This window comes from Rhizomicrobium sp. (assembly GCA_037200045.1).
Taxonomy (GTDB): domain Bacteria; phylum Pseudomonadota; class Alphaproteobacteria; order Micropepsales; family Micropepsaceae; genus Rhizomicrobium.
Genome location: JBBCHM010000001.1, coordinates 838,559 through 862,949, shown reverse-complemented (window position 1 = coordinate 862,949; position 24,391 = coordinate 838,559). Strand labels below are relative to the sequence as shown.

The 24,391-nt window shown below is 65.1% G+C and carries 20 protein-coding genes; 7 read left to right on the top strand and 13 right to left on the bottom strand.

The genetic code is table 11. From position 1 onward, the window contains the following. Window positions 1-3: 3 nt before the first annotated feature. Entirely contained in the window at window positions 4-2,016 is a 2,013-nt protein-coding gene (locus WDM86_03725) for a sulfotransferase (GenBank protein ID MEI9989126.1), read from the bottom strand. Window positions 2,017-2,081: 65 nt separating this feature from the next. Beyond that, window positions 2,082-4,754 (bottom strand): TonB-dependent receptor, encoded by a 2,673-nt coding sequence (locus WDM86_03720; GenBank protein MEI9989125.1) that lies wholly within the window; start codon window positions 4,752-4,754, stop codon window positions 2,082-2,084. Window positions 4,755-5,008: 254 nt separating this feature from the next. Here WDM86_03720 and WDM86_03715 point away from each other — a divergent pair, with 254 nt between their 5' ends. Next, entirely contained in the window at window positions 5,009-5,977 is a 969-nt protein-coding gene (locus WDM86_03715; protein ID MEI9989124.1) for a LysR substrate-binding domain-containing protein, read from the top strand. Here the strand turns inward: WDM86_03715 and WDM86_03710 are convergent. The 3 genes from WDM86_03710 to WDM86_03700 are packed head-to-tail and all read right to left on the bottom strand — an operon-like array spanning window position 5,967 to window position 9,237. Further along, window positions 5,967-7,301 carry a DUF5690 family protein gene (locus tag WDM86_03710; GenBank protein ID MEI9989123.1) on the bottom strand — a complete coding sequence of 445 codons (1,335 nt, stop codon included), beginning with the start codon at window positions 7,299-7,301 and terminating at the stop codon, window positions 5,967-5,969. The genes WDM86_03715 and WDM86_03710 overlap by 11 nt on opposite strands. Then, window positions 7,298-8,095 carry a phosphonoacetaldehyde hydrolase gene (gene phnX / locus WDM86_03705; GenBank protein MEI9989122.1) on the bottom strand — a complete coding sequence of 266 codons (798 nt, stop codon included), beginning with the start codon at window positions 8,093-8,095 and terminating at the stop codon, window positions 7,298-7,300. The genes WDM86_03710 and phnX overlap by 4 nt, the downstream gene beginning before the upstream one ends. After that, entirely contained in the window at window positions 8,092-9,237 is a 1,146-nt protein-coding gene (locus WDM86_03700) for a TIGR03364 family FAD-dependent oxidoreductase (GenBank protein MEI9989121.1), read from the bottom strand. The genes phnX and WDM86_03700 overlap by 4 nt, the downstream gene beginning before the upstream one ends. Window positions 9,238-9,409: 172 nt before the next feature. Between WDM86_03700 and WDM86_03695 the strand changes: the two genes are divergently transcribed. Next, complete coding sequence (locus tag WDM86_03695; protein MEI9989120.1) at window positions 9,410-11,458, top strand: S9 family peptidase; 2,049 nt, start codon at window positions 9,410-9,412, stop codon at window positions 11,456-11,458. 43 nt (window positions 11,459-11,501) lie between these two features. Here WDM86_03695 and WDM86_03690 read toward each other — a convergent pair whose 3' ends face one another. The 7 genes from WDM86_03690 to WDM86_03660 all read right to left on the bottom strand — a co-directional run bounded on the left by WDM86_03690 (window position 11,502) and on the right by WDM86_03660 (window position 19,245). Next, on the bottom strand, window positions 11,502-12,386 hold the full coding sequence (locus WDM86_03690) for a protein-glutamate O-methyltransferase CheR (protein ID MEI9989119.1): 885 nt from the start codon (window positions 12,384-12,386) through the stop codon (window positions 11,502-11,504). Next, the gene (locus tag WDM86_03685; GenBank protein ID MEI9989118.1) at window positions 12,383-13,453 is read right to left on the bottom strand and encodes a chemotaxis response regulator protein-glutamate methylesterase; all 1,071 of its coding nucleotides are present in this window, start codon (window positions 13,451-13,453) and stop codon (window positions 12,383-12,385) included. The genes WDM86_03690 and WDM86_03685 overlap by 4 nt, the downstream gene beginning before the upstream one ends. A 4-nt stretch (window positions 13,454-13,457) precedes the next feature. Continuing rightward, window positions 13,458-13,829 carry a response regulator gene (locus WDM86_03680; protein ID MEI9989117.1) on the bottom strand — a complete coding sequence of 124 codons (372 nt, stop codon included), beginning with the start codon at window positions 13,827-13,829 and terminating at the stop codon, window positions 13,458-13,460. 73 nt (window positions 13,830-13,902) lie between these two features. Then, complete coding sequence (locus WDM86_03675) at window positions 13,903-14,376, bottom strand: chemotaxis protein CheW (protein MEI9989116.1); 474 nt, start codon at window positions 14,374-14,376, stop codon at window positions 13,903-13,905. After that, window positions 14,373-16,901 (bottom strand): chemotaxis protein CheW, encoded by a 2,529-nt coding sequence (locus WDM86_03670; protein MEI9989115.1) that lies wholly within the window; start codon window positions 16,899-16,901, stop codon window positions 14,373-14,375. The genes WDM86_03675 and WDM86_03670 overlap by 4 nt, the downstream gene beginning before the upstream one ends. A gap of 61 nt (window positions 16,902-16,962) precedes the next feature. Next, window positions 16,963-18,303: a globin-coupled sensor protein gene (locus tag WDM86_03665; GenBank protein ID MEI9989114.1), complete on the bottom strand. Its 1,341-nt coding sequence runs from the start codon at window positions 18,301-18,303 to the stop codon at window positions 16,963-16,965. A 168-nt stretch (window positions 18,304-18,471) separates the two neighbouring features. After that, window positions 18,472-19,245, bottom strand: a complete 774-nt coding sequence (locus WDM86_03660) for a Crp/Fnr family transcriptional regulator (GenBank protein ID MEI9989113.1) — start codon at window positions 19,243-19,245, stop codon at window positions 18,472-18,474. Window positions 19,246-19,621: 376 nt separating this feature from the next. Between WDM86_03660 and WDM86_03655 the strand changes: the two genes are divergently transcribed. Further along, a complete protein-coding gene (locus tag WDM86_03655; protein MEI9989112.1) occupies window positions 19,622-20,374 on the top strand; it encodes a Crp/Fnr family transcriptional regulator in 753 nt (250 codons plus the stop codon). A 99-nt stretch (window positions 20,375-20,473) separates the two neighbouring features. Here WDM86_03655 and WDM86_03650 read toward each other — a convergent pair whose 3' ends face one another. Further along, entirely contained in the window at window positions 20,474-20,671 is a 198-nt protein-coding gene (locus tag WDM86_03650; GenBank protein ID MEI9989111.1) for a hypothetical protein, read from the bottom strand. On the opposite strand from WDM86_03650, the gene WDM86_03645 reads away from it, so the two are divergent. The 4 genes from WDM86_03645 (at window position 20,670) to WDM86_03630 (ending at window position 24,343) form a co-directional block, all read left to right on the top strand. Then, a complete protein-coding gene (locus WDM86_03645) occupies window positions 20,670-22,058 on the top strand; it encodes an EAL domain-containing protein (GenBank protein ID MEI9989110.1) in 1,389 nt (462 codons plus the stop codon). The genes WDM86_03650 and WDM86_03645 overlap by 2 nt on opposite strands. 53 nt (window positions 22,059-22,111) lie before the next feature. Beyond that, window positions 22,112-22,489: a response regulator gene (locus WDM86_03640; protein ID MEI9989109.1), complete on the top strand. Its 378-nt coding sequence runs from the start codon at window positions 22,112-22,114 to the stop codon at window positions 22,487-22,489. Between the two features lie 68 nt (window positions 22,490-22,557). After that, a complete protein-coding gene (locus WDM86_03635; protein ID MEI9989108.1) occupies window positions 22,558-22,926 on the top strand; it encodes a hypothetical protein in 369 nt (122 codons plus the stop codon). A 274-nt stretch (window positions 22,927-23,200) separates the two neighbouring features. Continuing rightward, complete coding sequence (locus WDM86_03630) at window positions 23,201-24,343, top strand: ATP-binding protein (protein ID MEI9989107.1); 1,143 nt, start codon at window positions 23,201-23,203, stop codon at window positions 24,341-24,343. The last annotated feature ends 48 nt before the right edge of the window (window positions 24,344-24,391 follow it).

Genomic DNA, 24,391 nt, shown 5'->3' with positions numbered 1-24,391 from the left:
CGGTCAGCCCCGGTAGCGGACCAGCGCGTCACCGAGCGCGGCCTTCAGCGGGCCGAGCCAGGGCTCGTAGGCCTTCCACTGTTCCAGCCCGTCTCGGAAGATCGGCCGGCGGACCTGCTCGGAGCTCGGCGTGCGGACGCTGCGGCGGGTCTTGTGGAAATCGACGCAGGCCTGTTCGAAGGCGAGGCCGCAATGATCCAGGAGACGGCGCACGCCGCCTTCGAGGTCCGCGACCATATCCTCGTGCTGCACTCGCAGAATCCGCCCCGGCAGCACCGCGTCCCAGTGCTGCATCAGGTCGAGATAGGTGCGGTAATAGCGCGCGATATCGTCGATGCTGTAGGTGAATTCCTGTCCGTTGGCGAAAAGCTGCTTGAGGTTGCTGAAGCAGCAGGACATCGGATCGCGCCGCGCATCGATGATGCGGGCGTTCGGCAGCATCAGATGAATCAGGCCGATATGCCGGAAATTATTCGGCATCTTGTCGATGAAGAAGGCCTTGCCGGTGCGATGCACGCGCGTATCCGCGAGGTATTTCTCGCCGAGGTGCCGAAAGCCGTCCGCCGTCATGTCGGTGAGCGCGCCGGGATAGCGCGGATTGTCGAGGTCCGGATCGCGGCCCTGGATGTCGAGGACGATCCGCTGGATGTCCGCGAGCTCTTCGGTTCCTTCCACCTCCGAATGCGAGGCGAGGATCTGCTCGATCAGCGTCGAGCCGGAACGCGGAAGTCCCAAGATAAAGATCGGGTCGCGATCGGCAACGCCCCATCCGTCGCGGCGACGGAAAAAATCGCGCGTGCAGACCGCGATCTGCCGGGCGGTGTTGGTCTCGATGATCTCGGGACGGTAGCGGCTCTCGGCGCGTTTCAGCGCATTGCCCTTTTCATAGAACCGCCAGGACTCGGCGAAGGCGCCGCGGTCTTCCAGCGCCTTGCCCAGGGCGAAACACAGATGATAGCGGTCGACCGGCGCCGTCGCGGGCGCCGCCTCGGCGGCACGCATCCGCGCGATCTCGTCATCGCCGAAGCGGTAGGTCTTGAGATTCGCCAAGCTCCAATAGGCATCGCCGAAATCCGGACGCGCAGCAGCCGCGGCGCGATAGGCGTCGATGGCTTCGGGGACTTGGCCGACGGTCTTCAACGCATGCGCGAGCCATAGATTGAGATCGGGCGATCCCGGAATATCGGCAAGCAGGCCGCGATAAAGCGCGATCGCCTTGTCCTGCTCGCCCAGGCCGACGGCCACCGTGGCGGCGAGCGAGCGATAGTCCGGGTGGCGCGGGTCCAGATTCAGCAGCGCGTCGATCTGCTCGCGGGCTTCGCGGTATTTGTGCCGCTTCACCAAGGTGTCGGCGTAATCGTAGCGCGCCCCGCGGTGATCGGGCGCGAGCGTCAGGACGGCCGCGAGCAGCAGTTCGGCATCGTCGAGAACGTCGCGGGCGACGCCGATCCTGGCCAGCAGCCGCATCGCCTCGGGATGATCGCCATGCGTCAGGAGAAAGGCGCGGACGATCGCCTCGGCCGGCGCCAGATCGCCGTCGGAGAACAGCGATGTCGCGGTCACCACATCCGGCGGAAGATTTTTCAGCGTGGCGACATGGGCGGCGGCCGTGGCGACGTTCCGCGTGTCGCCGACGAGCCGGTACAGGCCCTCCAGCATGCTCCAAGCCGCCGGAAGGGCCGGATTGACGTTCACCGCGCGCAACAGCGCTTCGATCGCGCGCGGCGCGTCCTTTTGGGCGACGAAACAGAGGCCGCGCTCCTGGTGCATGCGGCTGAACCGCGGCTGAAACCCCTCCAGGCGCTCGAGCATCGTCAGCGCCTCGGGGACGCGCTTGAGGTGCCGCAGACTGACGGCTGCAATCAGGAGCAGGTCCCGGTTTTCCGGCAATTCGAGAAGAAGCGCCTGCGCCTCGCGCAGCGCATCCTCATGCCGCCCGGCCTTCTGCCATTCGCGCAGGCGGCGGACGCTTTTTTCCGTCGACGGCAAAGGTGCGAGGGTGGCGGCAGGTTCCATGGGTCCGGTGGCAAAAAAATAGGCGGACGTCGCCGTCCGCCTATCACTCTAGCAGGAAATGCGCGTCAGAAATTATAGCCGAGCTTCAGACCGACCACCCGCGGACGCAGCGGGGTTTCGGCCTTGATGAACTGCGCCGACGAGGTGAACGTGCTGGAGTGGTCGTCGCCCAGGTTCTGGCCGAAGATCTGCGCGTACCACTTGTCCATCGAGATGCCGATCGACGCGTCGAAGGTCGTGAAGGCCGGCTGCAGATAGCGCAGGAACGTCGTGTTCGGCACGACGACGCCGACGCCGGAGGTGTAGGTCGCCGGCTGGTTGTACATGCTGCCGGTGTAGCTGGCGCCGACCATCGCGAACATGTCGTAGGTCCACGCCTTCCAGTCGTAGCGGAAGCGGATATTGCCCTGGTATTTCGGCGAGAAGGCGGGAACGGTGCCCGGCGCGCCGAACGGATTGACGAAGGGCTGCAGCGTCGCCCCGCCCTTCGGGATGATCTGCGTGATGCAGTTTCCGAAGGTCGGCGAGGCGGGATTGTTGGCCACCAGGCAGGGCGAACCGGCCTGCGTGTCGTCGTTGTAGGAGCCCGAGCCCTCGACGGTCAGCCCGTCGGTGATCAGCGCCTCGACCTGACCTTCGAGGCCTTTCACGTGATAGTCCGGGCCGTTGATGCCGAAGGTCGTGTTGCCGAGATAGGGCGGGTTGAAGAAGAGGAACTGCACGTTGTTCCACTGCATCAGGTAGGCCGACAGGTTCACCTGCAGGCGGTTGTCCAGGAACGTGCCCTTCACGCCGATTTCCTGGTTCTGCAGGGAGTCGGGGCCGTAGCCATTGGGCTTGGTGAACTGCGGGATGCCGCCGGGGCCCGGCGCCACGTTGCTGACGGAGCGGTTGAACGCGCCGGGACGGAAGCCCTGCGAGAAGGTGTAATACGCCATGATGTCGGGCGTGATGTGCCAGGTCACGTTGCCCCGGCTCTTGAAGCCCGCATAGGTCTTCTTGTCGTGCGCGGCGTCGATGTTGACGAGCCCGCCGCTGCAGGCGCCGTTCGGCACGTTCATGCAGCCGGTGCCGGTGCCGTATTGCGAGCCCACTTCGAACTCGCGGTACTCGTACCAGCGGGTGCCGGCGGTGACGGTGAGCGTGTCGGGGATGATGTCGTAATCGGCCGACGCGAAGAATGCCGTCTGGTCGTAGCCGCGCTGCGTATCCTCGCCGAACGCGGTGGCGTCGCTGCGGATGCCGGGGAAGTTGGCGGTGGAGCCCGGCGCCGTGCGCACGTCGGCGGCGCAGACCGGTCCGCCGGCGAGCGCGGCGGTGAGCTGGGCCGGATTGCACGCCGGGATCGTCTTATAGTTGAAGTTCATGTCGTCGTAGATGCGGAACTGCTCGAAATACGCGCCGGCGATGACGCGCAGGCGCCAGTCGTCCGGCGTGCTGACGCGGAATTCGTTGCTCAGATGCGTGCTGTCGATCGTGTCCTGCCAATAGCCGATGGGCGAATAGCAGCTCGGAGCGCCGGCGCCCCAGCCCGTGCTGCCGCCGACGCACTGATAGTACATGCCGCCGCCGGACCGGGAGTAGTTGGTGTAGTCCATCTGCTCCTTGATGTGCCGGTCCGTATAGCCGCCGGTGTAGACGACTTTGAGATCCGCGATCTTGCCGTTCACGGTCCAGGAGGTGTTGGAGTAGCGGTCCTTGTTGAAGGACGGCGCGAAGGACGTGACCTGCAGCGGCTGGAGCTTCTGGAAGTCGGAGCCGGTCGGATATTCGACCGACAGGCCGTCCGTCTCCAGGTTCTCCAGGCTTTCGCCGATCAGGACGTCCCAGTCGTCGCTGATCTGATACAGCGCCGAGATGCGCCCGCCGCTATAGGTCGTCGGATTGAAGTCCTTGCCCACGACCGACTGATTGTTGGCCTGGGGCGCCTGGGCAAGCGGCAGCGTGCACAAGCCCGTCGCCAGACCGGGCGCTTGGCCGTTGGGGCAGACGCCGCCGGCGGGATGGATGTTGAAATAGAAGTTGCCGAGATCCTCGTTGGAGCGCGTGAAGGTGCTGGGCACGTTGTCGATATAGCCGCCCTGGCGCTCGTCATAGATCGATGCGCGCACCGCCAGCTTGCCGTCGATGATCGGCACGTTAAGCGTGATGTTCGCGCTCGAATTGTCGGCGCCCTCGGCGGTGAAGCCGTAGCCCGCTTCGGCCTTGCCTTCGAACGTGTCGAGCACCGGCTTCTTGGTGATGTAGCGGATGGCGCCGGCCTCGGCGCCGCCGCCGAACAGCGTGCCTTGCGGGCCTTCGAGCACTTCGATGCGGTCCATGTCCACCATGTAGATGTCCACGTTGCGCGCCGGGAACTGCATCGACTGGTCGTCCAGGTAGATCGCGACGTTCGGGAAGTTTCCGATCGTGCCGCTGGACTGGTTGCCGCGGAAGCCGTTGCTCAGGCCGCGCATGATGATTTCGCCCTGGCCCGGGCCGTTGTTTCCGTAAGTGACGTTGGGCGTGTAGCGCAGAAGCTCCTGGACGTTGAAGACGTTGAGATCGGCCAGATCGTGTCCCGTGAAGGCCTGGATGGTCGAGGGCACATCCTGCACGCTTTGCGAACGGCGCTCGGCCGTCACGACGACCGTCTCGATTCCGCCGGGCTGGGTGTTCGTGTCGGTGGCGGCGAGAGCGGCGCCACACCCGCTCAGCAGGGCCGCCACGGCACAGGAAAACTTGTAACTGGCTTTCATGAATTTAACCCCCGAAAATCGATGACAGGACTGCCCAAGGAAGCACCAAACAGCCCACCGACCGGACATTTGCTGGGATGCGGTCCTTGCTTGGTGCGATGCAGCGATACATGCCTCCGACGAAGCGGGAGCGGCCAATACTTCGCTTGAATGCGTGCCATAGAAGAATCCTATGGCGCGTTGCGCGTCATAAATTCGTTGGCTTCGGCGCATAGGGTGTTTCGTTATTCGATGAACCGCGGGACGGTCGACGCGTGGGCGTGAACCACCAGCATTTGCGCGCATTTCACGTGATCGCGACCGAAGGCAGCATCAGTCGCGCGGCGCGGCGGCTGAACGTGGCGCAACCGACACTGTCCCAACAGCTTAAGGCGCTCGAAGGGCGGCATCAGGCCGCGCTGTTCGACGGCCGCAAGCCGCCGCTCCGGCTGACCGCCTTCGGTCAGCAATTGTTCGACCTGACCCGCAAGCTGTTCGTGGCCTCGCAGGACATCGACGACCTGCTGCGCGATCCTGAAGGACGCGTGACAGCGGATCTGCGCCTCGGATCGGATTCGCCCTTTTTCGCCGTGCGGCTAGCGGCCGCAATTCGCGCCCGGAATTCGGCGATCGCCATACGTGTACGCATCGGCAATGCCGTGGAAACATTTTCCTGGCTGAAAGACAGGCAGATCGATGTCGGCATAGTCAGCGATCCGCCGGGCGACAACGCCTTCGCCTATGAGCCGCTGTTCAGTGACAAACTTGTAATGGCGGTGCCAAAGGACCATCCGCTGGCGAAGCAGCCGGTCTTCCCGCTCGCCGCGCTGGCGCAGGAGCGTCTGCTGGTGCGCGAGACGACATCGCGGACCCGCATGGCCATGGAAGAACTCCTGCAGGCCTTCGACATCGCGCCGATAGAGGTGATGGAACTGCATACGCGCGAGACGATCCGCGAGGGCGTCGCGATCGGGCTGGGCGTCAGCATCTTCTTCTCGCTCGACTGTCCCCCGGACAACCGGATCAGTCTTTTGCCCCTGGACGTCGATGTCGGCCCGTCCCGCCTCACCGGCTACGTCGTTTGCCTCAACGAAAGAAGGCGGACGCCGCTGTTGTGTTCGGTGGTGGAGGCCGCCGCCGGGCTTCGCGCCATGAGTCCCTTGCCGATCCGCCCGGTCAGCGCCGATGCGGTGCCGCGCCCCGTCAGAAAAGCCGCCGACAGATTGCTGGAGCCTACGCCTTAGCGGGGCCGTCCGCGGAGCGGACCTCCGCCACGAGATGCCGGCGGAAATAGATCGCCGCGCCGACGATCAACACGAGCCCGGCCAGGGCCGCGACATAGGAAATGTTGCAAAGAAACGGGACCCACGGAATGCGCACGCCGACGAAATTGTAGAAGACCAGCAGGATGACCGAACTCAGATAGCCGCAGCCATCGGCGACGTAGATCAGGAACCCGGCGGTGCCGGTGCGCCCGCTGGCGGCAATGAACCGGTCGAACAGCAGCGCATTGAACGGCGTGTAGGCGAGATAAAGACCGGCGCCGAGCGCGATCATCCAGGTCACCGGGCCTATCGCGCCGGCCTGAAAGGCGGCGGAAGACAATCCGGCGAGCGCGAGGCCGACCGCCACCAAAGCGAGATTGGCCAGGAAGGCGCGACGGTTGTCGCGGATGAACATGAGAAGCGCGAGAGTCGCCAGGACGATCGCCGCCACCGGCAGCTCGGACAGCGTGAAGATCTCGGCGTCGTTGCGAAAGCCCAGGCCGGTCCAGATCTCGGCGGCGAAGTTGTCGCGGAAATCGCGCAAGGCCGTCAGCCCAACATAGATGACGATCAACGCGATCAGGCCGGGCGCGAAGGCCGCGAACATCGCCCGCCGCGACGCGCCGTCCATCGGCGCCCGCGCCACCCGCTGCAGTTCGTCCTGCGCCGTCGGCGGCGGCAGGGCGGCAAGGCCGAACACACAGAGCAGCAGGAGCGGCGTGAACAGCAGGCCCGTCACCGCCGGCATCCAGTACTCGTTCGCCCAGCCATGCAGCATCACGCTCGCGCCAGCGGATTTGACCACGCCGGAGGAAACGATGAAGCTGGCGCACAGCATCGCGCCGAGCGCCTCGGACACGCGCCGTCCCTCCAGGAAGCCGAACACGAGGCCCCAGATCATGCCCAGCGCCAAGCCGTCGGCGAACAGGCAGGCGATGTTCCAGGGCGCGGGTATGAGGCCGAACAGGACCAGGGCGACCTCGGCCGCCCCGATCAGCCCGAGGATCGCGACGGCGCGGCGCGGCGGCGGCATCTCGGAGACCACCTTGATGCCGGCGATCTTGGACAGCGCGTAGCCGAACACCTGGGCGATCACCAAGGCGATCTTATAGTCGACCAGCACCGGCGCGGCGTCGGCGAAGCTGGCCGCCGCGAAGGGTTTGCGGAAGGCGTACATGGCGAAATAGGCGCCGAACGCCATCGTGCCGCCATAGAGCGTGAAGACGAAGGCGGGTGCCCGCGAAAGCCAGCCGCGCAGGCGTTCCAGGATGGAGGTTCCGCCGGAGGCGGCCGCAAGGCTCATGACGCTGCGATCCGGCGGGCGATCTCGTGCACGACGGGAATGAACTGCGACACGTCCTCGATGACGAAATCGGCGCCCGCCGCGCGCAGCGCGTACTCGGCCGTATCGAGCCTTGCGCGCCGTTCCTGCGCCGGCAGGGCGAAAAAGGCGTCGCGATCCAGCCCGACTTCGTTGCCCGATGCGGACAGACCGACGGTCCAGCACCCCGCCTGCCGGCCTTCCTCGATACCGACCGGGGCGTCGTCCACCTTGATGCAGGCGCGCGCCGGCCACGCGTCCAGCGCGATGAGCGCTTTCCAGGTCATCAGCGGCGCCGGCCTTCCGCTTGGAGTCTCGCCGGCGCAGACCACGACGTCCGGCGCATAACCTTGTTCCGCGGCGCGCGGCAGGATGTCCGCCATCATGTCGCGCGTATAGCCGGTGCCCGAGCCGATGCGGACACCCAGCGCCCGCAATTGCTCCGCGGCACGGGCCGCGCCCGGAATCAGCAGCGAACTCTCGGCGGCGGCGCGCGTCATCGCCGGCACCAGCTTCTCATAGAGCCGGTCGATATCGCCCTGCTCCGGCGGACGGCCCTTCAGCGCGGTCCAGCGTGCGGCTATGACCGGATCGGCCAGCAGCGCCCGCAGATGGTCGAGCTTGGCCTTGCCCATGTCGCGGCGCGCTTCCGCGACCGAAAGCGCCATCCCCTCCTCCGCGAACGTATCGGTCAGCGCCCGGACCGGCGCCATGCAGCCGAAATCGATCATGGTGCCGGCCCAATCGAACACCACCGCCTTGACGGGAAACGTCACGTCCTGTCCTCCGCTTTCAGGCCTAAGAGATCGCCGACGACCCGCTCGGCGATGCCGAAACTGGTCGAGGCGCCATTGCCGCTGGTGATCATCACAAGGCGCACCCCCGGCTCCGGCGCGTCGATCAGATAGGTGCGATCGTTGGCGACGGTATACATCCCGTTCCAGCGCTCGCGCACCGGCGGCGGCGGCCGACCGGTGGCGCGGGCGTATTCGTCCAGGATCTCGCGCTCCGCATCGGCCGGCGCGAAGGGCTCGGGAAGCCCGTCATAATGATGGCTGTCGCCGACGATCAGCCCGCCATCGGCGCCCTGCGCCGCGATCAGATGCACACCGTGTTCGAAGCTGCCGGGATGCTCGGCGCGCAGCCGGGCTTCCAATACGCGAGCCTCAGGCAACGCGGAATAGCCGCGATAGCGCGCCAGGCCGAGGTCCGACATCAGGACATGCGGCAGCCGCACGCCCGGATCGGCGAGCTTGACCATCGACAGGCGGCACCGCCGCAGCGCGTAGCGCGCGATCATCTCGGGGTAGAGCGTCACGAAATCATCGCCCGGGCAAACCACCGTCGCCGCCGCCTCGATGACGCCGCGCGAGGTGCGCAGGCGCGGCGGCGCGGCTTCGAAGACCACGGTTTCGTTGAAGAAGACGACGCCCGCGGCCTCTTTCAGCCATTTGGCCAGGCCGGGGATCGCCGTCCGGGACTCGACGCGGACCTCATGCGGGCTGAAAAGGGCACCCTTCAGGTCGGACCCGCCGAGACCGCCGGCCAGACGTCGGAATTCTTCGGGCGCCAGCAGCCGGCAGCCCTCGCCCATTTCCGTGTCGAGGAACGCCGCGATCACCGCCATCGCCTCGTCGGAGCGCGCCGAGAGAACCAGGCCCTGCTGCTCGATACGCACGCCCGCCTTCGGCGCGGCCTCAGCCCAGACGTCGCGGGTGCGGCGGGCAAGGCGCCAGCTATCGCCCCGCTCCTGGCCCGTGACCGTGATGAATCCGAAATTGCGGATCGAGGCACCGTCGGCGCGGGCGTTGCGCTCGATCACCGCGACCCGCTTGCCGGCCTTGGCCGCCATGTAAGCATGCGCAAGGCCGATCACGCCGCCGCCGACCACGGCGAGATCGAACATCTGGAAAGACATCACATCGTCATTCGGAGTGAGAGCGCCGATTCGAGCACGGAACGACACATTAGCTACATCGGCTCGATGACAGAACGGATTCGAGCAGGAGCCGGTATCCGCCGCGGCCCATCGGCACCTCGAAATCCGCGGTTCGACGGACTAGGGTGGTGTGTTTTCGGGGGTGCACAAAATGTTCATGCGATTCGCGGCCTGTCTGGTGTTGGCGCTGGTAGCGTTCGGTCCCGCGCAGGCCCGGCCGTTCACGGCGAAGGACATGGCAACCCTGGATCGCATGTCCGATCCGCATGTCTCGGGGGACGGACGCTTCGTCGCCTACAATGTCCGCTCGACCGATTGGGCCGCCAATCACGGCGTCAACGCCCTCTGGGTCCTGGAGCCGGGGGCGGCGGGATCGCCGCCGCGCTTGATCCGCGACCAGGAGAAAACATCGACGCAACCCAGATGGTCCGCCGACGGCAAATGGCTCTATTTCCTTTCCAGCCGGTCCGGTTCGGTGCAGGTGTGGCGCGTGCCGGCGGGCGGCGCGGAGGCCAGGCAGGTGACCGACCTGCCGCTGGATGTCGCGTTCTATCGCATCGCCCCGGACGGACATACGCTCGTCCTCGCCATCAACGTCCATCCCGATTGCGACACGCTTGCCTGCAGCAAGGCGAAGGACGACGCCAAGGCGAAGCTCAAGACGAGCGGCACCGTCTATGATTCGGCCACGCCGCGCTTCTGGGACGCCTATCTGGACGGCCGCTACATCAATCTGTTCGCGGTGCCGCTGAACGGGCCAGCGCCCGCGACCGAGGCGAAGCCTCTGACACGAAACTATCAGGCCGATATCGTCGCCAGGCCCGATGGCGACGATTCGGCTTTCATCGTCACACCTGACAGCGCCAGCGTGATCTTCTCCGCCCGCCCATCCGGATCGCCCCAGGGCCTCGGCGATCCGAGCAGCCTCTACAGCGTGCCGCTGGACGCCGGTGCACCGCCGCGCCGCCTCGATCCCAAGGCGGCCACCTCGGACAGCGACCCCGCTATTTCGCCGGACGGGACGAAGCTCGCCTATCTGTCGCAGACCGGTTCGGTGTTCACCGCGCCGCGCGCGCGGGTCATGATCCGAGACATCAAGAGCGGCCAGAGCCGCGAAATCGCGCCCGGTTTCGACCGCTCGCCCTCGGCCCTCGCCTGGTCCGCGGACGGCTCCGTCCTCTACGCCGTCGCCGAGGATGTCGGCCAGGCGCGGCTCTTCGCCATCAACCCGGTCAGCGGCGCGGCAAGTCCGCTAACGGGCGACGGCCATGTGGGCTCGCTCGACGTGGCCGGCAACGCGGTGATCTTCAGCCGCGACTCCCTCAGTTCGCCGGCGCAAGTTTACGAGCTTGGCAATGGCGGCGCCGCGCGGCAGCTTACCCATGTGGGCGAAGACAGCCTCGCGCAAATATCGTTTTCCGACTTCGAGCAGTTCAGTTTTACCGGCTGGAACGGCGAAACGGTCCATGGCTATGTCGTCAAGCCGGCCGATTTCAAACCGGGACGCAAATATCCCGTCGCCTTCCTGATCCATGGCGGCCCACACGGTTCCTTCGGCAATGCCTGGAGCTATCGCTGGAATCCGCAAGTGTGGGCCGGCTTGGGCTACGCCGCCGTGATGATCGATTTCCACGGCTCCAGCGGCTATGGCGAAGCGTTCGCCAAGTCGATCGTCGGCCATTGGGGCGACCGCCCGCTGGAAGACCTCCAGAAGGGCTGGGCCCATGCCTTGTCTCAATACTCCTACTTGGACGGCGACCACGCCTGCGCGCTGGGCGGCTCCTATGGCGGCTACATGGTGGCGTGGATCGCCGGCAACTGGGCCAAGCCGTGGAAATGCCTCGTCGACCATGACGGCGTGTTCGATATCCGCCTGATGTCCTATTCGACCGACATCCCCGGCTTTCAGCAGGCCCAGAACGACACGCCGACCTGGGTGCATCCCGAGGCGGTCGAGCAGTTCAATCCCATCGACCATGTCGCGGACTGGACGGCGCCGATCCTGGTCGTGCACAGCGGCACCGATGATCGGGTACCGCTGGATCAAGGCATGGGCGCCTATGGCGCGGCCCAGCTCAGGCATGTGCCGAGCGAACTGCTCTATTTTCCGGACGAGAACCACTGGGTGCTCAAGCCGCAGAATTCGGTGATGTGGTACGCGACCGTCGAGGCCTGGATGAAACGCTGGCTGGGAAACTGACGGCGGTTTCCCGCTCTCCCCTCGGCAGCCGCGGCGGAATTTCCTATTTTGCGGCGACCCGGCCGTAGCGCGGTCCGTCGAGGCGCCGCGAGTCGATATCTTTCGCGGCTCCGGCGCGCGGCCGGCGCCGGTAAAGCCCACGGGCGCCCTCAACCGGAGCGAACGCATCCGTGACGCCGAATACGCTTTCGGCCGCGCCGAGCACCAGGAAGCTGTCGTCGTGCATCAGCGCCGCGATCCGTTCGAGCACCTGGCGTTTCGTCGCCTCCTCGAAATAGATCAGGACGTTGCGGCAATAGACGACGTCGAACGGGCCCATGCCGAGATAGGAATCGAGCAGGTTGAGACGGCGATACTGGACCATGGCGCGGATCTCGTCCTTGATCCGCCACTGGCTGTCGATTTTCGTGAAGTACTTGATCAGGAACTGGACCGGCAGCCCGCGCTGTACTTCGAACTGCGAATAGAGGCCGGCCTCGGCACGCGCCAGAACGTCCTTCGAGATGTCGGTCCCCAGGATTTGCACCCGCCAGTCCTTCAACAGCAGGGCGCTTTCCTTCAGCAGCATCGCCAGCGAATAGGGCTCCTGGCCGGTCGACGCCGCCGTGCACCAGACGGAGAGCGAACGGGTTTCGGCCCGCGCGGCCATCATCGCCGGCAGCATCGTGTCCTTGAACAGGGTGAACGGCGTGCCGTCGCGAAAGAAGAACGACTCGTTGGTGGTCATGACTTCCGTCACCGCGACGGCGAGCCGTTCGTCGCCGGTGCGCAGCCTGGCCACGATCCCGGCGATGTCGCGCGTGCTGAACGCATCGATGACAGACTTCAGGCGGCTTTCGACGAGATATCCCTTCTCCGTTCCGAGCACGAGGCCGGAGCGGCGCTTGAGGAGTTGCGCCAGGAAGTCGAAATCGTCCTGGGCGATCAACCGCGCAACTCCATGTGTTTCAGAATCTCGTCCGCGATCGCGCTGAGCGGTTTCACGGCGGATGCGAGGCCGGCCGTCGCGACCGCGCCGGGCATTCCCCAAACCACGCTGGTGGCTTCGTCCTGCGCCAGGACCGTGCCGCCGCTGGCCGCGATGGCGCGCGCGCCTTCGCGTCCGTCCGCGCCCATTCCCGTGAGAACGACCGCCAGCGCGGCCGCGCCGTAGGTCGCGGCGACGCTGCGCAGCATCGGATCGACCGATGGCCGGCAATAGTTCTCCGGCGGCGTCTGCACCAGTTCGATGGGGCCGCCGCGGCGTTTCACGAGCATGTGGTAGTCGCCCGGCGCGACATAGACGTGGCGCGGCAGAAGCTGTGTCCCGTTGCGCCCTTCCTCGCATTTGAGACCGGAAATCCGCGCCAGATGCTCGGCCAGGATCGGCGTGAACGTCGCGGTCATGTGCTGCGTGACGAGCACCGGCACGCAAAGCCGCGCGGCGATCCCGCCGATCACGCTGGCCAGCGCCTGAGGCCCTCCGGTGGATGCTCCGATCGCCACGATCTGCGCGGCGATGCTGGAGGGCGGTCGCGTGCGCAACGATTGCTGGGGGGCTGCGACCCGCCGGGCCGGCCGCCCCAAGGCGAGGATCTTTCCGATCAGATCCCGACGAAACCCATCCGCCGCCACACCGTCCTGAAGCGCGGACGGCTTGGCGACATAATCGGTAGCGCCCAGCGAAAGCGCCCGCAGCGAGATCTCCGCGTTCCGGCGCGTCAGCGTCGAAGCCATGATCACCCTGACATGCGGCGCCGCCTTGACCAGCAGCGGAAGCGCCGTGATGCCGTCCATGCCGGGCATCTCGATGTCGAGTATGACGATGTCGGGCCTGGCGGTGACGAGAAGGTCGAGCGCCATGCGTCCGTTGAACGCGCCGGCGACGACCTTCAGACCGGGCTGGGCGTCGATCCAGCGCCCGATCACGCCGCGGATGACCGCCGAATCGTCCACCAGCATGACGCGGATGGGCTCGGCCGGATCGGCAACGGTGGCGGGCTTGGAGAGACTCACATCATCACCTCTCCAGCAATCCGACCTGGGTGAACTTGTCGACGATGACGGTCTCGTCGAACGGCTTCATGATGTACTCGTTGGCGCCGGATTCGATCGCCTCCACCATGAAGGCCATTTCGTTTTCCGTCGTGCAGAAGATGACGATAGGCTTGTCGCCGCCGGCCTCGACGCGAAGCGCCCGCACGAATTCGACGCCGTTCATGTTCGGCATGTTGCGATCGAGCAGGATCGCATCGGGCATGCGCCGGCGGCACTCATCGAGCGCCATCCGGCCGTCCTCCGCCTCGGTGATGGAGAACTGCAGGTTTTCGAGAAATCTTCGCGCGATCCGGCGCACCACGCGACTGTCGTCGACGACCAGACAGTGCTTCATCATGAACTCCCTGGCGGTACGGCCGGATGTACGCATCTTGCTGCCGGGCCCGGCAGCCTGCCCGAGCGCCGCCTCACGCCGCTTCCCGCTCCCGCATGTCGAGGATGGCCGCGACATCGGGCACGACCAGAAGGCGGCCCTTCAAGCGATAGACGCCCTTCGAAATGCTGCGCCAATGCGCGTCGAGATTGGCGGGGTTCGGCTCGATCGCCGATGGCTCGAAGCTCAAGACCTCTCCGATGTCGTCGATGAGCAAGCCGTAGGACTGGTCGCCATATTCGACCCCCACGGCCATCACGTTCGCGCCCTCGGTACGAGGCGGAAGGCCAAGGCGCGCCCGGCAGTCGATCACGGTGACGATCCGGCCGCGCAGGTTCAGGACCCCGGCAATGCCCGGAGACGCCAGGGGGACATGCGTGATGTGCTGCGGCCGGAAGACGTCGTGAACCTGATCGATCGGAATTCCGAAGAGCTGGCTGCCGATTTCGACCGTCACGAAGTCGCGCGCGCCGGTCGAAGGCGCGCCGGCGTCGGAAGAGGTGCTCATGCCGCGCGCTCCCTTTGCTCGAGATGAGAGCGAATGCAGGTCAGCACCGCGTTGCTGTCGAATTTCTGCACGACAGGCTGGCGGATGTCGCGCTCCGGATCCTCGCTCTCGTCGCTCAGATGGACGATGGGAATGGACGACCAGGACGGCGCCAGCCTGCCCTCGATCTCCTCCGCCCCGCCCAGGGTTTCGATGTCGCCGAGAATGAGGTCGAAGCTGCGCCCTTCCTCGGCGAGTTTCAGGGCGGACTCCATGTCGGTCGCCTCGACGACTTCATAGCCCGACGCCAGGAGCTGCGGCACCATCAGCCGGCGGAAGAACGTGCTCTTGTCGACGAGCAGCACCTGCCTTTGCTGCTTGCTGTGCGCGACGCGGCGAACCCAGTCGCCGGCCACTTTTCGCACGAAATAGGCGACGTCGAGCACCTCCGTCGCCTTGCCGCGGATGATGGCGGTGCCGAGGAACCCTTCGCCGTTGGCGCGCAGCTCGACGCTCAGCGGCGCATCGACGATGTCGACGATTTCGTCGACCACCAGCCCCATCGTCCGCTCGTCGTCGCTGAACACCAAGATGGGCTGACGGCCGGCGCTTCTGAGAACCTGGCCGGCGTCGATCGTCGACAGCGGCATCAGACGGCCGCGGTATTGCACGACCAGGCGGTTGTTCGACGATTCGATCCGTCCGACCTCCACCTCCTCCAGGCGCGTGACGAGGGCGAGCGGCACCGCCTTGGGCTCCGCCGATCCGGCCCGGAACAGCAACAGCGACTGGACCTTGGCGGACGCCGTCGAGAGCCCGTCGCCGGCGTCCTCTTCCGAGGGCGACCGGGTGGCCGCTTCGCCGCTGATCGCCGCCGCGACGCCGTTGGGGTCGATGATCATGATGACGCTGCCGTCGCCCAGGATCGTGTTGCCGGAGAACATCGGAATGTTCCGCAACAGCGGGCTGACGGGCTTGACCACGATCTCGCCGGTATCGAAGACGCTCTCGACGACGATGCCGAAGGTGCGGCCGCCGGCCTGCGCCACGACGATGAACGCTTCCGTCGCCGGAACGGCGCCGGACGACAGGCCGAGAATCTCCGACAGGCGGACCAGCGGCAGGAGGCGATCGCGCAGGCGCAGCACGGGCGTGTGGTTTATCCGCTCGATCTGCGCGTCGGTCCCCTTCGCGACGCGCACGAGTTCGACGACGCAAATCTGGGGAATCGCAAAACGCATGTTCGCGACGCCGACGATGAGGGCCGAAACGATCGCCAAGGTCAGCGGAATTTTGATGGTGAAGACGGTGCCCTCGCCTTCCCGCGACTTCAGGTCCACCGATCCGCCGATGAGCTCGATGTTGGAGCGGACGACATCCATGCCCACGCCGCGGCCCGAGACCTTCGTGACCTGGCTGGCCGTCGAAAGGCCGGCATGGAAGATGAGGCGATGAATGCGCGCTTCGTTCATGCGCGACAGTTCGGGCTCCGAGGCGATGCCGTTTTCGAGCGCCTTGGCCTTGATCCGTTCGGTCGAAAGACCTTTCCCGTCGTCGCCGACCTCGATGATGATGTGCCCGCCCTCGTGATAGGCGCGCAGGTTTATCGTGCCCTTTTCCGGCTTTCCCGCCGCCTTGCGTTCCGCCGGCGTCTCGATCCCGTGATCGGCCGAATTGCGGACCATGTGCGTCAGCGGATCCTTGATCAGCTCCAGGACCTGCCGATCGAGCTCGGTCTCCGACCCGTGCATCTGCAGATCGATCTTCTTGTTCAGCTCGGCGGACAGATCGCGAACGATCCGGGGCAGCTTCTGCCAGGCGTTGCCGATCGGCTGCATGCGGGTCTTCATCACGCCGTCCTGCAATTCGGCGGTGACGTTGGACAGCCGCTGGAGCGGAACCTTGAATTCGCTGTCGTCCTGGTGACGGACCATTTCGAGCAGCTGGTTCCTGGTGAGGACCAGTTCGCTCACCATGGTCATCAGCTTCTCGATGACGTCGACGCTCACCCGAAGCGACTGGCTGGCGATCGACGGTTCGGCGATCGGCGCCGCCTGATCGGGCTGGGTTGCGGGCGGTACCGCATCGGATCCGGAGAATATCGCTTCGATGCCGAGCAACGCCTCGGTGGAATCGGCCGGGCTGGCTTGGTCGGAGCCGGCCGCGGCCTGCTCAAGCCGCGCGATCAGAGGCCCGTCGTCGCCCTCGGGCTCCGCACCGGCGCTCTCGAGCTGCGCCAGGATTTCCTTGATGCGGTCGAGCGATTCCAGGATCAGGGTCACGCAGGCCGGCGTGACCTTGAGGCTTCCGTCGCGAAACAGCCCGAGCAGGTTCTCCGACGCATGCGCGACCTTTTCCAGCCGTCGCAACCCGATGAAGCCGCAGGTGCCCTTGACCGTGTGAACCAGGCGGAAGATGTGGCCGAGAACCTCCTTGTTCTCGGGATCGCGTTCGAGCTTTATCAGTTCGGCATCGACCACGGTCAGGCTGTCCGCCGTCTCGGTGAGGAATTCCGCAATCGTTTCGTCCAGAAAGCTGTCGGTCATGGTGTGATCTCCGGTTCGACCTCGAGGACCGCACGGTCCCCGCACTGCGTCCACGGATGTTTCACGCCGCCTTGACGACCTGGAAGAACTCCATCACTTCCGATCTCAGCTTGTCGGCCTGGCCGCGAAGCTCGGCCGCGGAATTGAGCACCTTCGTCGCGCCCTGGCCGGTCTCGGCCGCCGCATGGTCAACACTGGCGATGTTCGAGGTGACTTCGCCGGTGCCCATCGCGGCCTGCTGGGCGCTGCGGGCGATCTCCTTGGTCGCGGCGCCCTGTTGCTCGACGGCCGAGGCGATCGTGGTGGCGATTTCGTTCACCTGCGTGATGGTGCCGCCGATGCTTTCGATCGCTGCGACGGCCTTCCGGGTCGCTTCCTGTATTCCGGTGATCTGCACGCCGATCTCGTCGGTCGCCTTGGCGGTCTGGTTGGCGAGACCCTTGACCTCGGCCGCGACGACCGCGAAACCCTTGCCGGCCTCGCCCGCCCGCGCGGCTTCGATCGTCGCGTTCAACGCGAGCAGGTTGGTCTGCCCCGCGATGTCGTTGATGAGGCTGACGACATCGCCGATCTTCTGCGCGCTGTCGGCGAGCGCCCGGACGATCTGATTGGTCTCGTTCGCCTCCCCGACCGCCTTCGCCGTCACCTGGGCGGACTGTTCGACCTGGCGACCGATCTCGGCGACCGACGCGGCAAGCTCCTCCGCCGCCGAAGCGACGGTCTGCACGCTGGTCGAGGCCTGCTGCGACGCGGAATTGACGACGGCGGACTGCCGCGACGTTTCTTCCGAATTCGCTGCCATGGCCTGGGCCGTCGTCTGCATCAGCTCCGCCGCGGCGGTGACGGAGTCCAGGACCTTCTTCATCTGGGTGTCGAATTCCCGGATGGCGACATCGACGCTGTCCTGGCGCTTCTGGCGCTCGGCGAGCATCGCCTCCTGATAGACGGAGATCGCGAAGTCCATGTCCAGCATCACGGCCGCGTTGATGGCCCGCAGCATCTTGGTCATCTTCCTGGGGCTGAACCGGTACAGCTTGGTGACCGTGCTGATGATCTCCTGGAGCACGAAATTGTAGCCGCCGATATACCAGCGCGGTTCGAGGCCGATCTTGTTGTGAACCAGGCCGATCGCGCGCACGCCCTGAATGTAGGAATCGTCGAACCGGCCGGAAAACAGCCGGGCCCAGTGCGAGGCCTGGGCCGATTTGAGGCGAGGTATTTCGCCGCCGAGCAGGCGCGCAAGCTGCGGCTCCTGCGTGACGTGTCGATAAAATCCCTCGAGAAGATCGGCCAAATTGGGCTCGAGCTTGCCCCATACCTCGTGCAGCAGTGCTCCGGTCTCCCGGGAAATACGCATGAAGCGCAGGCGCGTCTCACGATCGACGTTGGCTTGCTGTGTCATATGGCCCTCTTGTGTTTCCCCTCACGCACGGCGAATCGCCGCCTCGCTCATTTGTAGAGTCGCCACAACCAAGTCGATACGACGGACCGCGTCAGACACGCTTGCAAGGCGCGGTTTGTAACATTTGTTCCGCAGATTTTCCGTTGGACGACTCTTTGCGCGCCGCGCTCAGGGTTCGTCGCTGGCCTTGGCGAGTTCTTGGCGATCGAGGATCGACAGCACCTGGCGCTCCAAGGTCAGGATGCCCTCGCTGCGGAATTTGGCGAGGCTGCGATTCACGTGGGTCGTCGTCAGGCCCAGGGAATCGGCGAGGTGCTCCTGGCGCAGCGGGAAAAACATCGTGGCGCCCTCCGTCAGGCCCCTTCGGCGCAGGCGCGCTTCGATATCGAGGAAAAAATGCGCCATCCGGCTGCGCGCGCTCTTGCGGCCCATATGGACAAACCGGCCGTAGAGGGAATGCAGAAATCGGTATTCCGCGTTTTCGACCTCGCGGATCTGTTCGTCCGACGCCTGGAGCATCTTGCAGAAGCTCGGCAGCGGAAGGGCGCAGACCGCCAGATTGGTCAGCGACTTCACCGAATACAGCAGCGGCGAGTTGGGCATCCAGACCGATTCCAGGGGAATGATGTCCCCCGGTATGAAGAAGGACAGTATCTGCCGCTCGCCATCGGAAAGCTCGCGATAGCGAAAGGCCCAGCCCGCCCGGATCGTGAAGATCTCGGTGATCTTGTCGCCTTCGCGGAAAATGCGACGCCGCGCCGGAAATTCCCGTCTCCCGGTTTTCAGGGTCTCGATCGCCGAAACCTGCCGACGAAGCGTCGGCCCATAAATCGATAGCGAGCCCATCACGCAGGCTTGGCATCCACTGTTCACACTACTCATTGACGGTGGCGGTCCTCTTCGAATTCGAAGGTCATTTAGGCCGACGCCGCCATCACCCAAGAGGCCGGAAATCCGACCAAAGTGCCTGCCGTCTGGGCATAAAATCTCACGCGCTAAAATTGCCCAATCGCGCCCAAAGGAGAAGGAAAGTATCTGTGATCAATGTAAATGATTTATGTTATTAACAAATGTAAGTGATTGAAATCACATGGATTATTCTGCTGTATTAACCTTCTGTTAACCCTAAGAGGACAACCGTCGGCTTCAGACAACTTGTCGCACAGTCGTGGCGAAATTACGCGGAAGCGTACGAAGTCAGACGGGGGGATGTTGTGGCGACGATCGGATGGAAAGCGCGGTTTTCGGGCATCCCGAAGCACTTTTGCGCCCACTGGCGCCCGATTGGGCGCCGCGCTCGGCTCGGGGCAACACTATCATGCTGATGGTCCGCGACATCAGGAATTTGGCGGATGCGGCGGCGCAGCCCCTGCTGCCGAGTTGTGCGAGCTGCCCGGTGCGCGGCTTGATTGCGTATCGCAATATAATTGCTCGCCGCGAATTTGCCGCGGAGTCCATGCGAACCGCGGCGCGGACGATGCACAAGGGCCAGGTGATCATCCACCAGGGCGACCGGCGGCAGTTCGTCTACACCCTGCGCAGCGGCTGGGCCTACCGCTACAGCGCCACCCGCGACGGCCGCCGGCAGATATTATCCCTGCTTCTTCCCGGCGACTTGATCGGACAAGTCAGTTTCGACGAGCAGCGGTGGGGATACTCCGTCCGCACCTTGACCCGCGCCACGCTGTGCGAGTTTCCCCGCGATGTCCTGCTTCGCGAGCTCATGGCGAATCCGGATGCGTTGGCCGATGTGTTGCGCGCCTGCGGCGACGCGCAGCGGGACGCCGATGAAATCGCCCTGAGCCTGGGCGCGCGGACGGCCGTGGAGCGGCTCGCGCATTTCATCCTGCTTTTGCAGCGGCGGGTGGCGCGCCTCGGCGATACCCTGGACCGTCCGCTGGCCTTCGAGGTTCCTCTGCGGCGCGACGACCTCGCCGATGCCCTCGGCATGACGGCGGTCCATGTCAGCCGCTCGCTCAAGAAACTGCGCGATCTCGGAATCGTGGATTTCAATCGCGGCGTGATTTCGATTTTCGACGACGCCGCGTTGCGCAAGCTCGCCGCCGCCTGACCGGCCCGCGCCCATGGGCGCCGCCGGCGCCTGCGGCGAAGGGAAACATCTGTTACCCTTTTTCGGGATTAGGGTTTCTCGATGCTAACGCTCTCGGCGCTAGCCTGGTCGCGTCAGGCACCGAGAACTTCGATGATCGACACGGCCCGATTGCTGGGATTTGCCTTCGCCAATGCCGACCTCCTGCTGGAGATCGATGCCGAATGCCTGATCCACTTCGCATCGGGCGCCGCGCGCGGCTGTGTGCGACGTGCCGGCCGAAGAGCTGATCAGCCGGCGGGCCGGATCGCTGTTCATGCCCTCCGATGGCTCGAAATTCGCCACCTACGCCATGGCCATCCGGCCGGGACGCCGCTTCGGCCCGGTTCGCCTCGGCCTCGCGAATGGCGACGCGGTCCAAGTCTCGATGTGCTGCCTTCCCGCGAAGGTGCCGCGCATTTCCTGCGCCGTCCGGCTGCCGCCCGCCCGCACGGCGACGGCGTCGGGAACCGATGCCCGCACGGGGCTTCCGGACCTGAACGCCTTTCTCGCCGCGGCGGAAAAGAGCCTGGGAACGCAGTACGGCATGAAGCTGGTCGACATTCCGAATCTGTCCCAGATATGCGCGGGGCTGCCGCCCGCGCGCGCCCGCAAATTCCTCCTCCAGATCGGCGCGGCGCTCAAGGCGCTGGGCAGCGCCGGCCAGTTGACGGAGAACGCCTTCGGCGTGGTCTGCGACGCGCAGGACACCGATTGTACGCTCGCAAGCGCGATCGAAGGCGTCGCCAAGACCTGCGACGTCGACGGATTGTCCGCGTCGGACGGATTTCTGTCTCTCGACGATAACGGGTTGACGCTCGAGCAGGCCTCGCTCGCGATGCGCCAGGCGATCGGCCGGTTCACGCGCGGCGACATGCCCGGCCGGCATCAAGGCAGTTTGGCGACGGTGTTCGGCCGGTTCGTCGGCGAAGCCATCGCCCGGGCCTCCAGCGAAGCGAGCACGGCGGAAAACGACGGGTTCGAGTTGCGCTACGAAGCGGTCGCCGATCTGAAGACCGGCAAGACCGGCCGCTACGACGTGCTGACCCGGCTCGACGCCGCCGAATCGACCGCCGAATCTCTTCGGATCGCGCGCGAGATCGGGCTCGCGGACACGTTCGATGTCGTCTCACTGGCGCAGGTTCTCGGGGTTCTGGAGAGCCAGTCGACCGCGCATTTCAAGCTGGCGCTGGGCATTTGCGGCCACACGCTCGCCGATCCGGCGTGTTTCGCGCTTTTCTCCGGCCTGCTCAAAGCCAGGCAGCATCTCGCGCCGCGGCTCCTCCTGGAGGTGGCGACCCTTCCATCGGCCTGCGATTTCGACAAGCTCCAGATGGCGGTCGGGCTTCTGCGGCAGATGGGAATACGCGTCGGTTTGAACCATTTCGCGCCGGGCGTCTTGCCGATCGCGTATCTGCAGGATCTGGAAGTGGACTTCGTGAAGATAGACGGCACGATCGTGCGAAGCTCGAAGAGCGGCGACAGACACGACATTCTGCTTCGCGGCCTGCTCGGCATCTGCACCAAGCTCGGCATCGAGACCGTCGCCGACAATATCTCGACCCGCGAAGAAATGGTTCGCGCGCGCGACATCGGCATCAAGCTCGGCCAGGGCAGCTATTTCGGAACCGCCGTGAAGTCGGTCGTCACCGGACTTGCGGCCTGAGCGGAATCGACAGGGAAAACGGCTTCTTCGAATTGCAAGACAAGGAGGACAACATGCGCACCGATTGCAACGTATTGATCGTCGACGACTACAAGACGATGTTGAGAATTGTTCGAGGGCTGCTCACGGAGATCGGCGTCAAGAACATCGACGAGGCGACCCATGGCGAGGGCGCGCTGCAGCTCCTGCAGGCCAAGAAATACGACCTCGTCCTCTCCGATTGGAACATGCAGCCGATGAGCGGGCTCGACCTCCTGCGGGCGGTGCGCTCCAATCCCAAGACCGCCAAGACGCCCTTCGTCCTGGTGACGGCCGAGGCGAAGGTCGAGAACGTCGCGACCGCGCGGGCCGCCGGCGTCAGCGGCTATATGGTCAAGCCGTTCAACGGCGCGACGCTCAAGACGAAGATCACGCCCTTCCTCACGCAATAGCGACGGTATGGCGGTCTGCGCGTGCACCGCCGACGGCGCCGAGCGGCCCTCTTCAGAACAGGCAGATCATGACCGGGATTGCCACACCACGCTTGCAACTGGCGGCGGAATTGTCGACGTCGATCGGCGAGACCGAGACCGCGGTCATCGCGATCCTCGATGCCGTCGACCATATCGTCGGTCTCACCACCGGTGGCGGCGACGACCCGATGGCGCGCCAGATCCGTTCGGAGTGCATGCGAATCCGCGAGGCCTGCACCTTTCAGGACATCGTGGGCCAGCGGCTCGCCAAGGTCGCCGGCGCGTTGAACGGCGCAACGGACATTCCGGAAGGACCGCCGGACTCCGGCGATTGCAGGCTCGAAGGACCGGCTCTTCAGGGCGAGGGGCTCAGTCAGGACGATATCGATCAAATGCTGGAGCACGCTTCCGCCTGAGCGCTCCGCCGAACGATCTTTGTCGGCAAGAAGGTCGTTCGAATGAATTCGTTCGCCGCCGGCGGTCGCTTTTATACCCCACCCGGGCGTTCCAACGCTTGAAGAAAAAAGCAGACGGATTGCCGGCGGCGAACGAACCATTTCTGCAAACCGCGCGCCGTCGTATCGGCTCGTAACGTAGGTTATCCCAATCCGCGACAGTGTGTAGCAGTTGGTAGGGAAGGACATTCTATCCTGAGCGGGCGTCAGACGGCTTTGCGCGAAGAGGCAGTTGATGATCCAAGTCGATTCCTTGAGTCAGACGATTGCCGGCCTGGGCGCCCGGCCGGCCAGCCGCGGGTGGAACCTCGAAAAGGCCCTGGCCCGATTGCTGAAAGCGATCGCCGAGCTGTTCGACGCCATTTCCATCGAATTCCTGGATCGGCTGCCGAACACGGTCACCGTGAGCGCCATCGTGCTTCTGCTGGCCACGGCCCATGTCGTGGTCGTCGGCCTGCTCGCCGCGGTCGGCCTCGGCCGGAACGCGTGGGCGATGTCGTTCGCGATGGCGATCACGTCGATATTCGTCGGCATCCCGGTCGTCGGCTTCGGCCAGATGCAGTACCGGCGGGCGCGGTCGTCGCTTCTTGCGTCCCGGTCGCTCACGGACCAGCTCATCATCGCCAGGGACGAGGCCGAGGCCGCGAACAAGGAGAAGTCGAAATTCCTTGCGAGCATGTCCCACGAGCTGCGGACGCCGCTCAACGCGATCATCGGCTTCGCGGAAATTCTCAAGAACGAGACCTTCGGAACCGTCGGAAGCTCTCGCTACGTCGAATACGCCTACGATATCTTCACGAGCGGCCATCACCTCCTCAGCCTCGTCAACGATGTCCTCGATCTATCCCGGATCGAGTCGGCGAGCGCCAAGATTCGCATGGACGAGCCCGTCGAACTCGTGATGGCGGTACGCGATGTCTGCCGGCTCATGAGCATGACGGCGTCGAACGGCGGCGTCGTGCTGGCGGACCAGCTTCCGGAGCAGCCGATCCGGATCGCGGGAAACGAACGGATGATCCAGCAAATTCTGCTGAACCTCGTCTCAAACGCCGTCAAGTTCACGCCGCCGGACGGCCTCGTCGTCGTGCGGCTGCAGCTGGACCCGGCCGCCGGCGCGGTCGTCACGGTGTCGGACACCGGTATCGGCATGACGCCCGAGGAAGCGGCGGTGGCGCTTCAGCCCTTTGGGCAGATCGACAGCTATGTGAGCCGCAAGCACAAAGGCACCGGGCTGGGCCTGCCGCTCGCGAAATCGATGATCGATATGCATGGCGGGGGTCTCAGGGTGGTGAGCACGCCCGGCAAGGGAACCTCCGTGGGATTCAACATTCCAAACGAACGCCTGATCGACGCGGCGGCCCACGGCTTCAACGGATAGCCCTGAACGCCCGACGGCCGATTCGGGCCGGCCCAGGGGCCCGTTTGC

Excerpts from the sequence above, each read along its gene's own strand:
- WDM86_03635 (MEI9989108.1), top strand. The coding sequence starts at position 22,558 with ATGACCGGGATTGCCACACCACGCTTGCAACTGGCGGCGGAATTGTCG.
- WDM86_03655 (MEI9989112.1), top strand. The coding sequence starts at position 19,622 with ATGCTGATGGTCCGCGACATCAGGAATTTGGCGGATGCGGCGGCGCAG.
- WDM86_03665 (MEI9989114.1), bottom strand. The coding sequence starts at position 18,303 with ATGACACAGCAAGCCAACGTCGATCGTGAGACGCGCCTGCGCTTCATG.
- WDM86_03650 (MEI9989111.1), bottom strand. The coding sequence starts at position 20,671 with ATGAACAGCGATCCGGCCCGCCGGCTGATCAGCTCTTCGGCCGGCACG.
- WDM86_03680 (MEI9989117.1), bottom strand. The coding sequence starts at position 13,829 with ATGAAGCACTGTCTGGTCGTCGACGACAGTCGCGTGGTGCGCCGGATC.
- WDM86_03630 (MEI9989107.1), top strand. The coding sequence starts at position 23,201 with ATGATCCAAGTCGATTCCTTGAGTCAGACGATTGCCGGCCTGGGCGCC.
- WDM86_03675 (MEI9989116.1), bottom strand. The coding sequence starts at position 14,376 with ATGAGCACCTCTTCCGACGCCGGCGCGCCTTCGACCGGCGCGCGCGAC.
- WDM86_03700 (MEI9989121.1), bottom strand. The coding sequence starts at position 9,237 with ATGTCTTTCCAGATGTTCGATCTCGCCGTGGTCGGCGGCGGCGTGATC.
- WDM86_03670 (MEI9989115.1), bottom strand. The coding sequence starts at position 16,901 with ATGACCGACAGCTTTCTGGACGAAACGATTGCGGAATTCCTCACCGAG.
- WDM86_03640 (MEI9989109.1), top strand. The coding sequence starts at position 22,112 with ATGCGCACCGATTGCAACGTATTGATCGTCGACGACTACAAGACGATG.
- WDM86_03645 (MEI9989110.1), top strand. The coding sequence starts at position 20,670 with ATGCCCTCCGATGGCTCGAAATTCGCCACCTACGCCATGGCCATCCGG.
- WDM86_03725 (MEI9989126.1), bottom strand. The coding sequence starts at position 2,016 with ATGGAACCTGCCGCCACCCTCGCACCTTTGCCGTCGACGGAAAAAAGC.
- WDM86_03720 (MEI9989125.1), bottom strand. The coding sequence starts at position 4,754 with ATGAAAGCCAGTTACAAGTTTTCCTGTGCCGTGGCGGCCCTGCTGAGC.
- WDM86_03710 (MEI9989123.1), bottom strand. The coding sequence starts at position 7,301 with ATGAGCCTTGCGGCCGCCTCCGGCGGAACCTCCATCCTGGAACGCCTG.
- WDM86_03695 (MEI9989120.1), top strand. The coding sequence starts at position 9,410 with ATGTTCATGCGATTCGCGGCCTGTCTGGTGTTGGCGCTGGTAGCGTTC.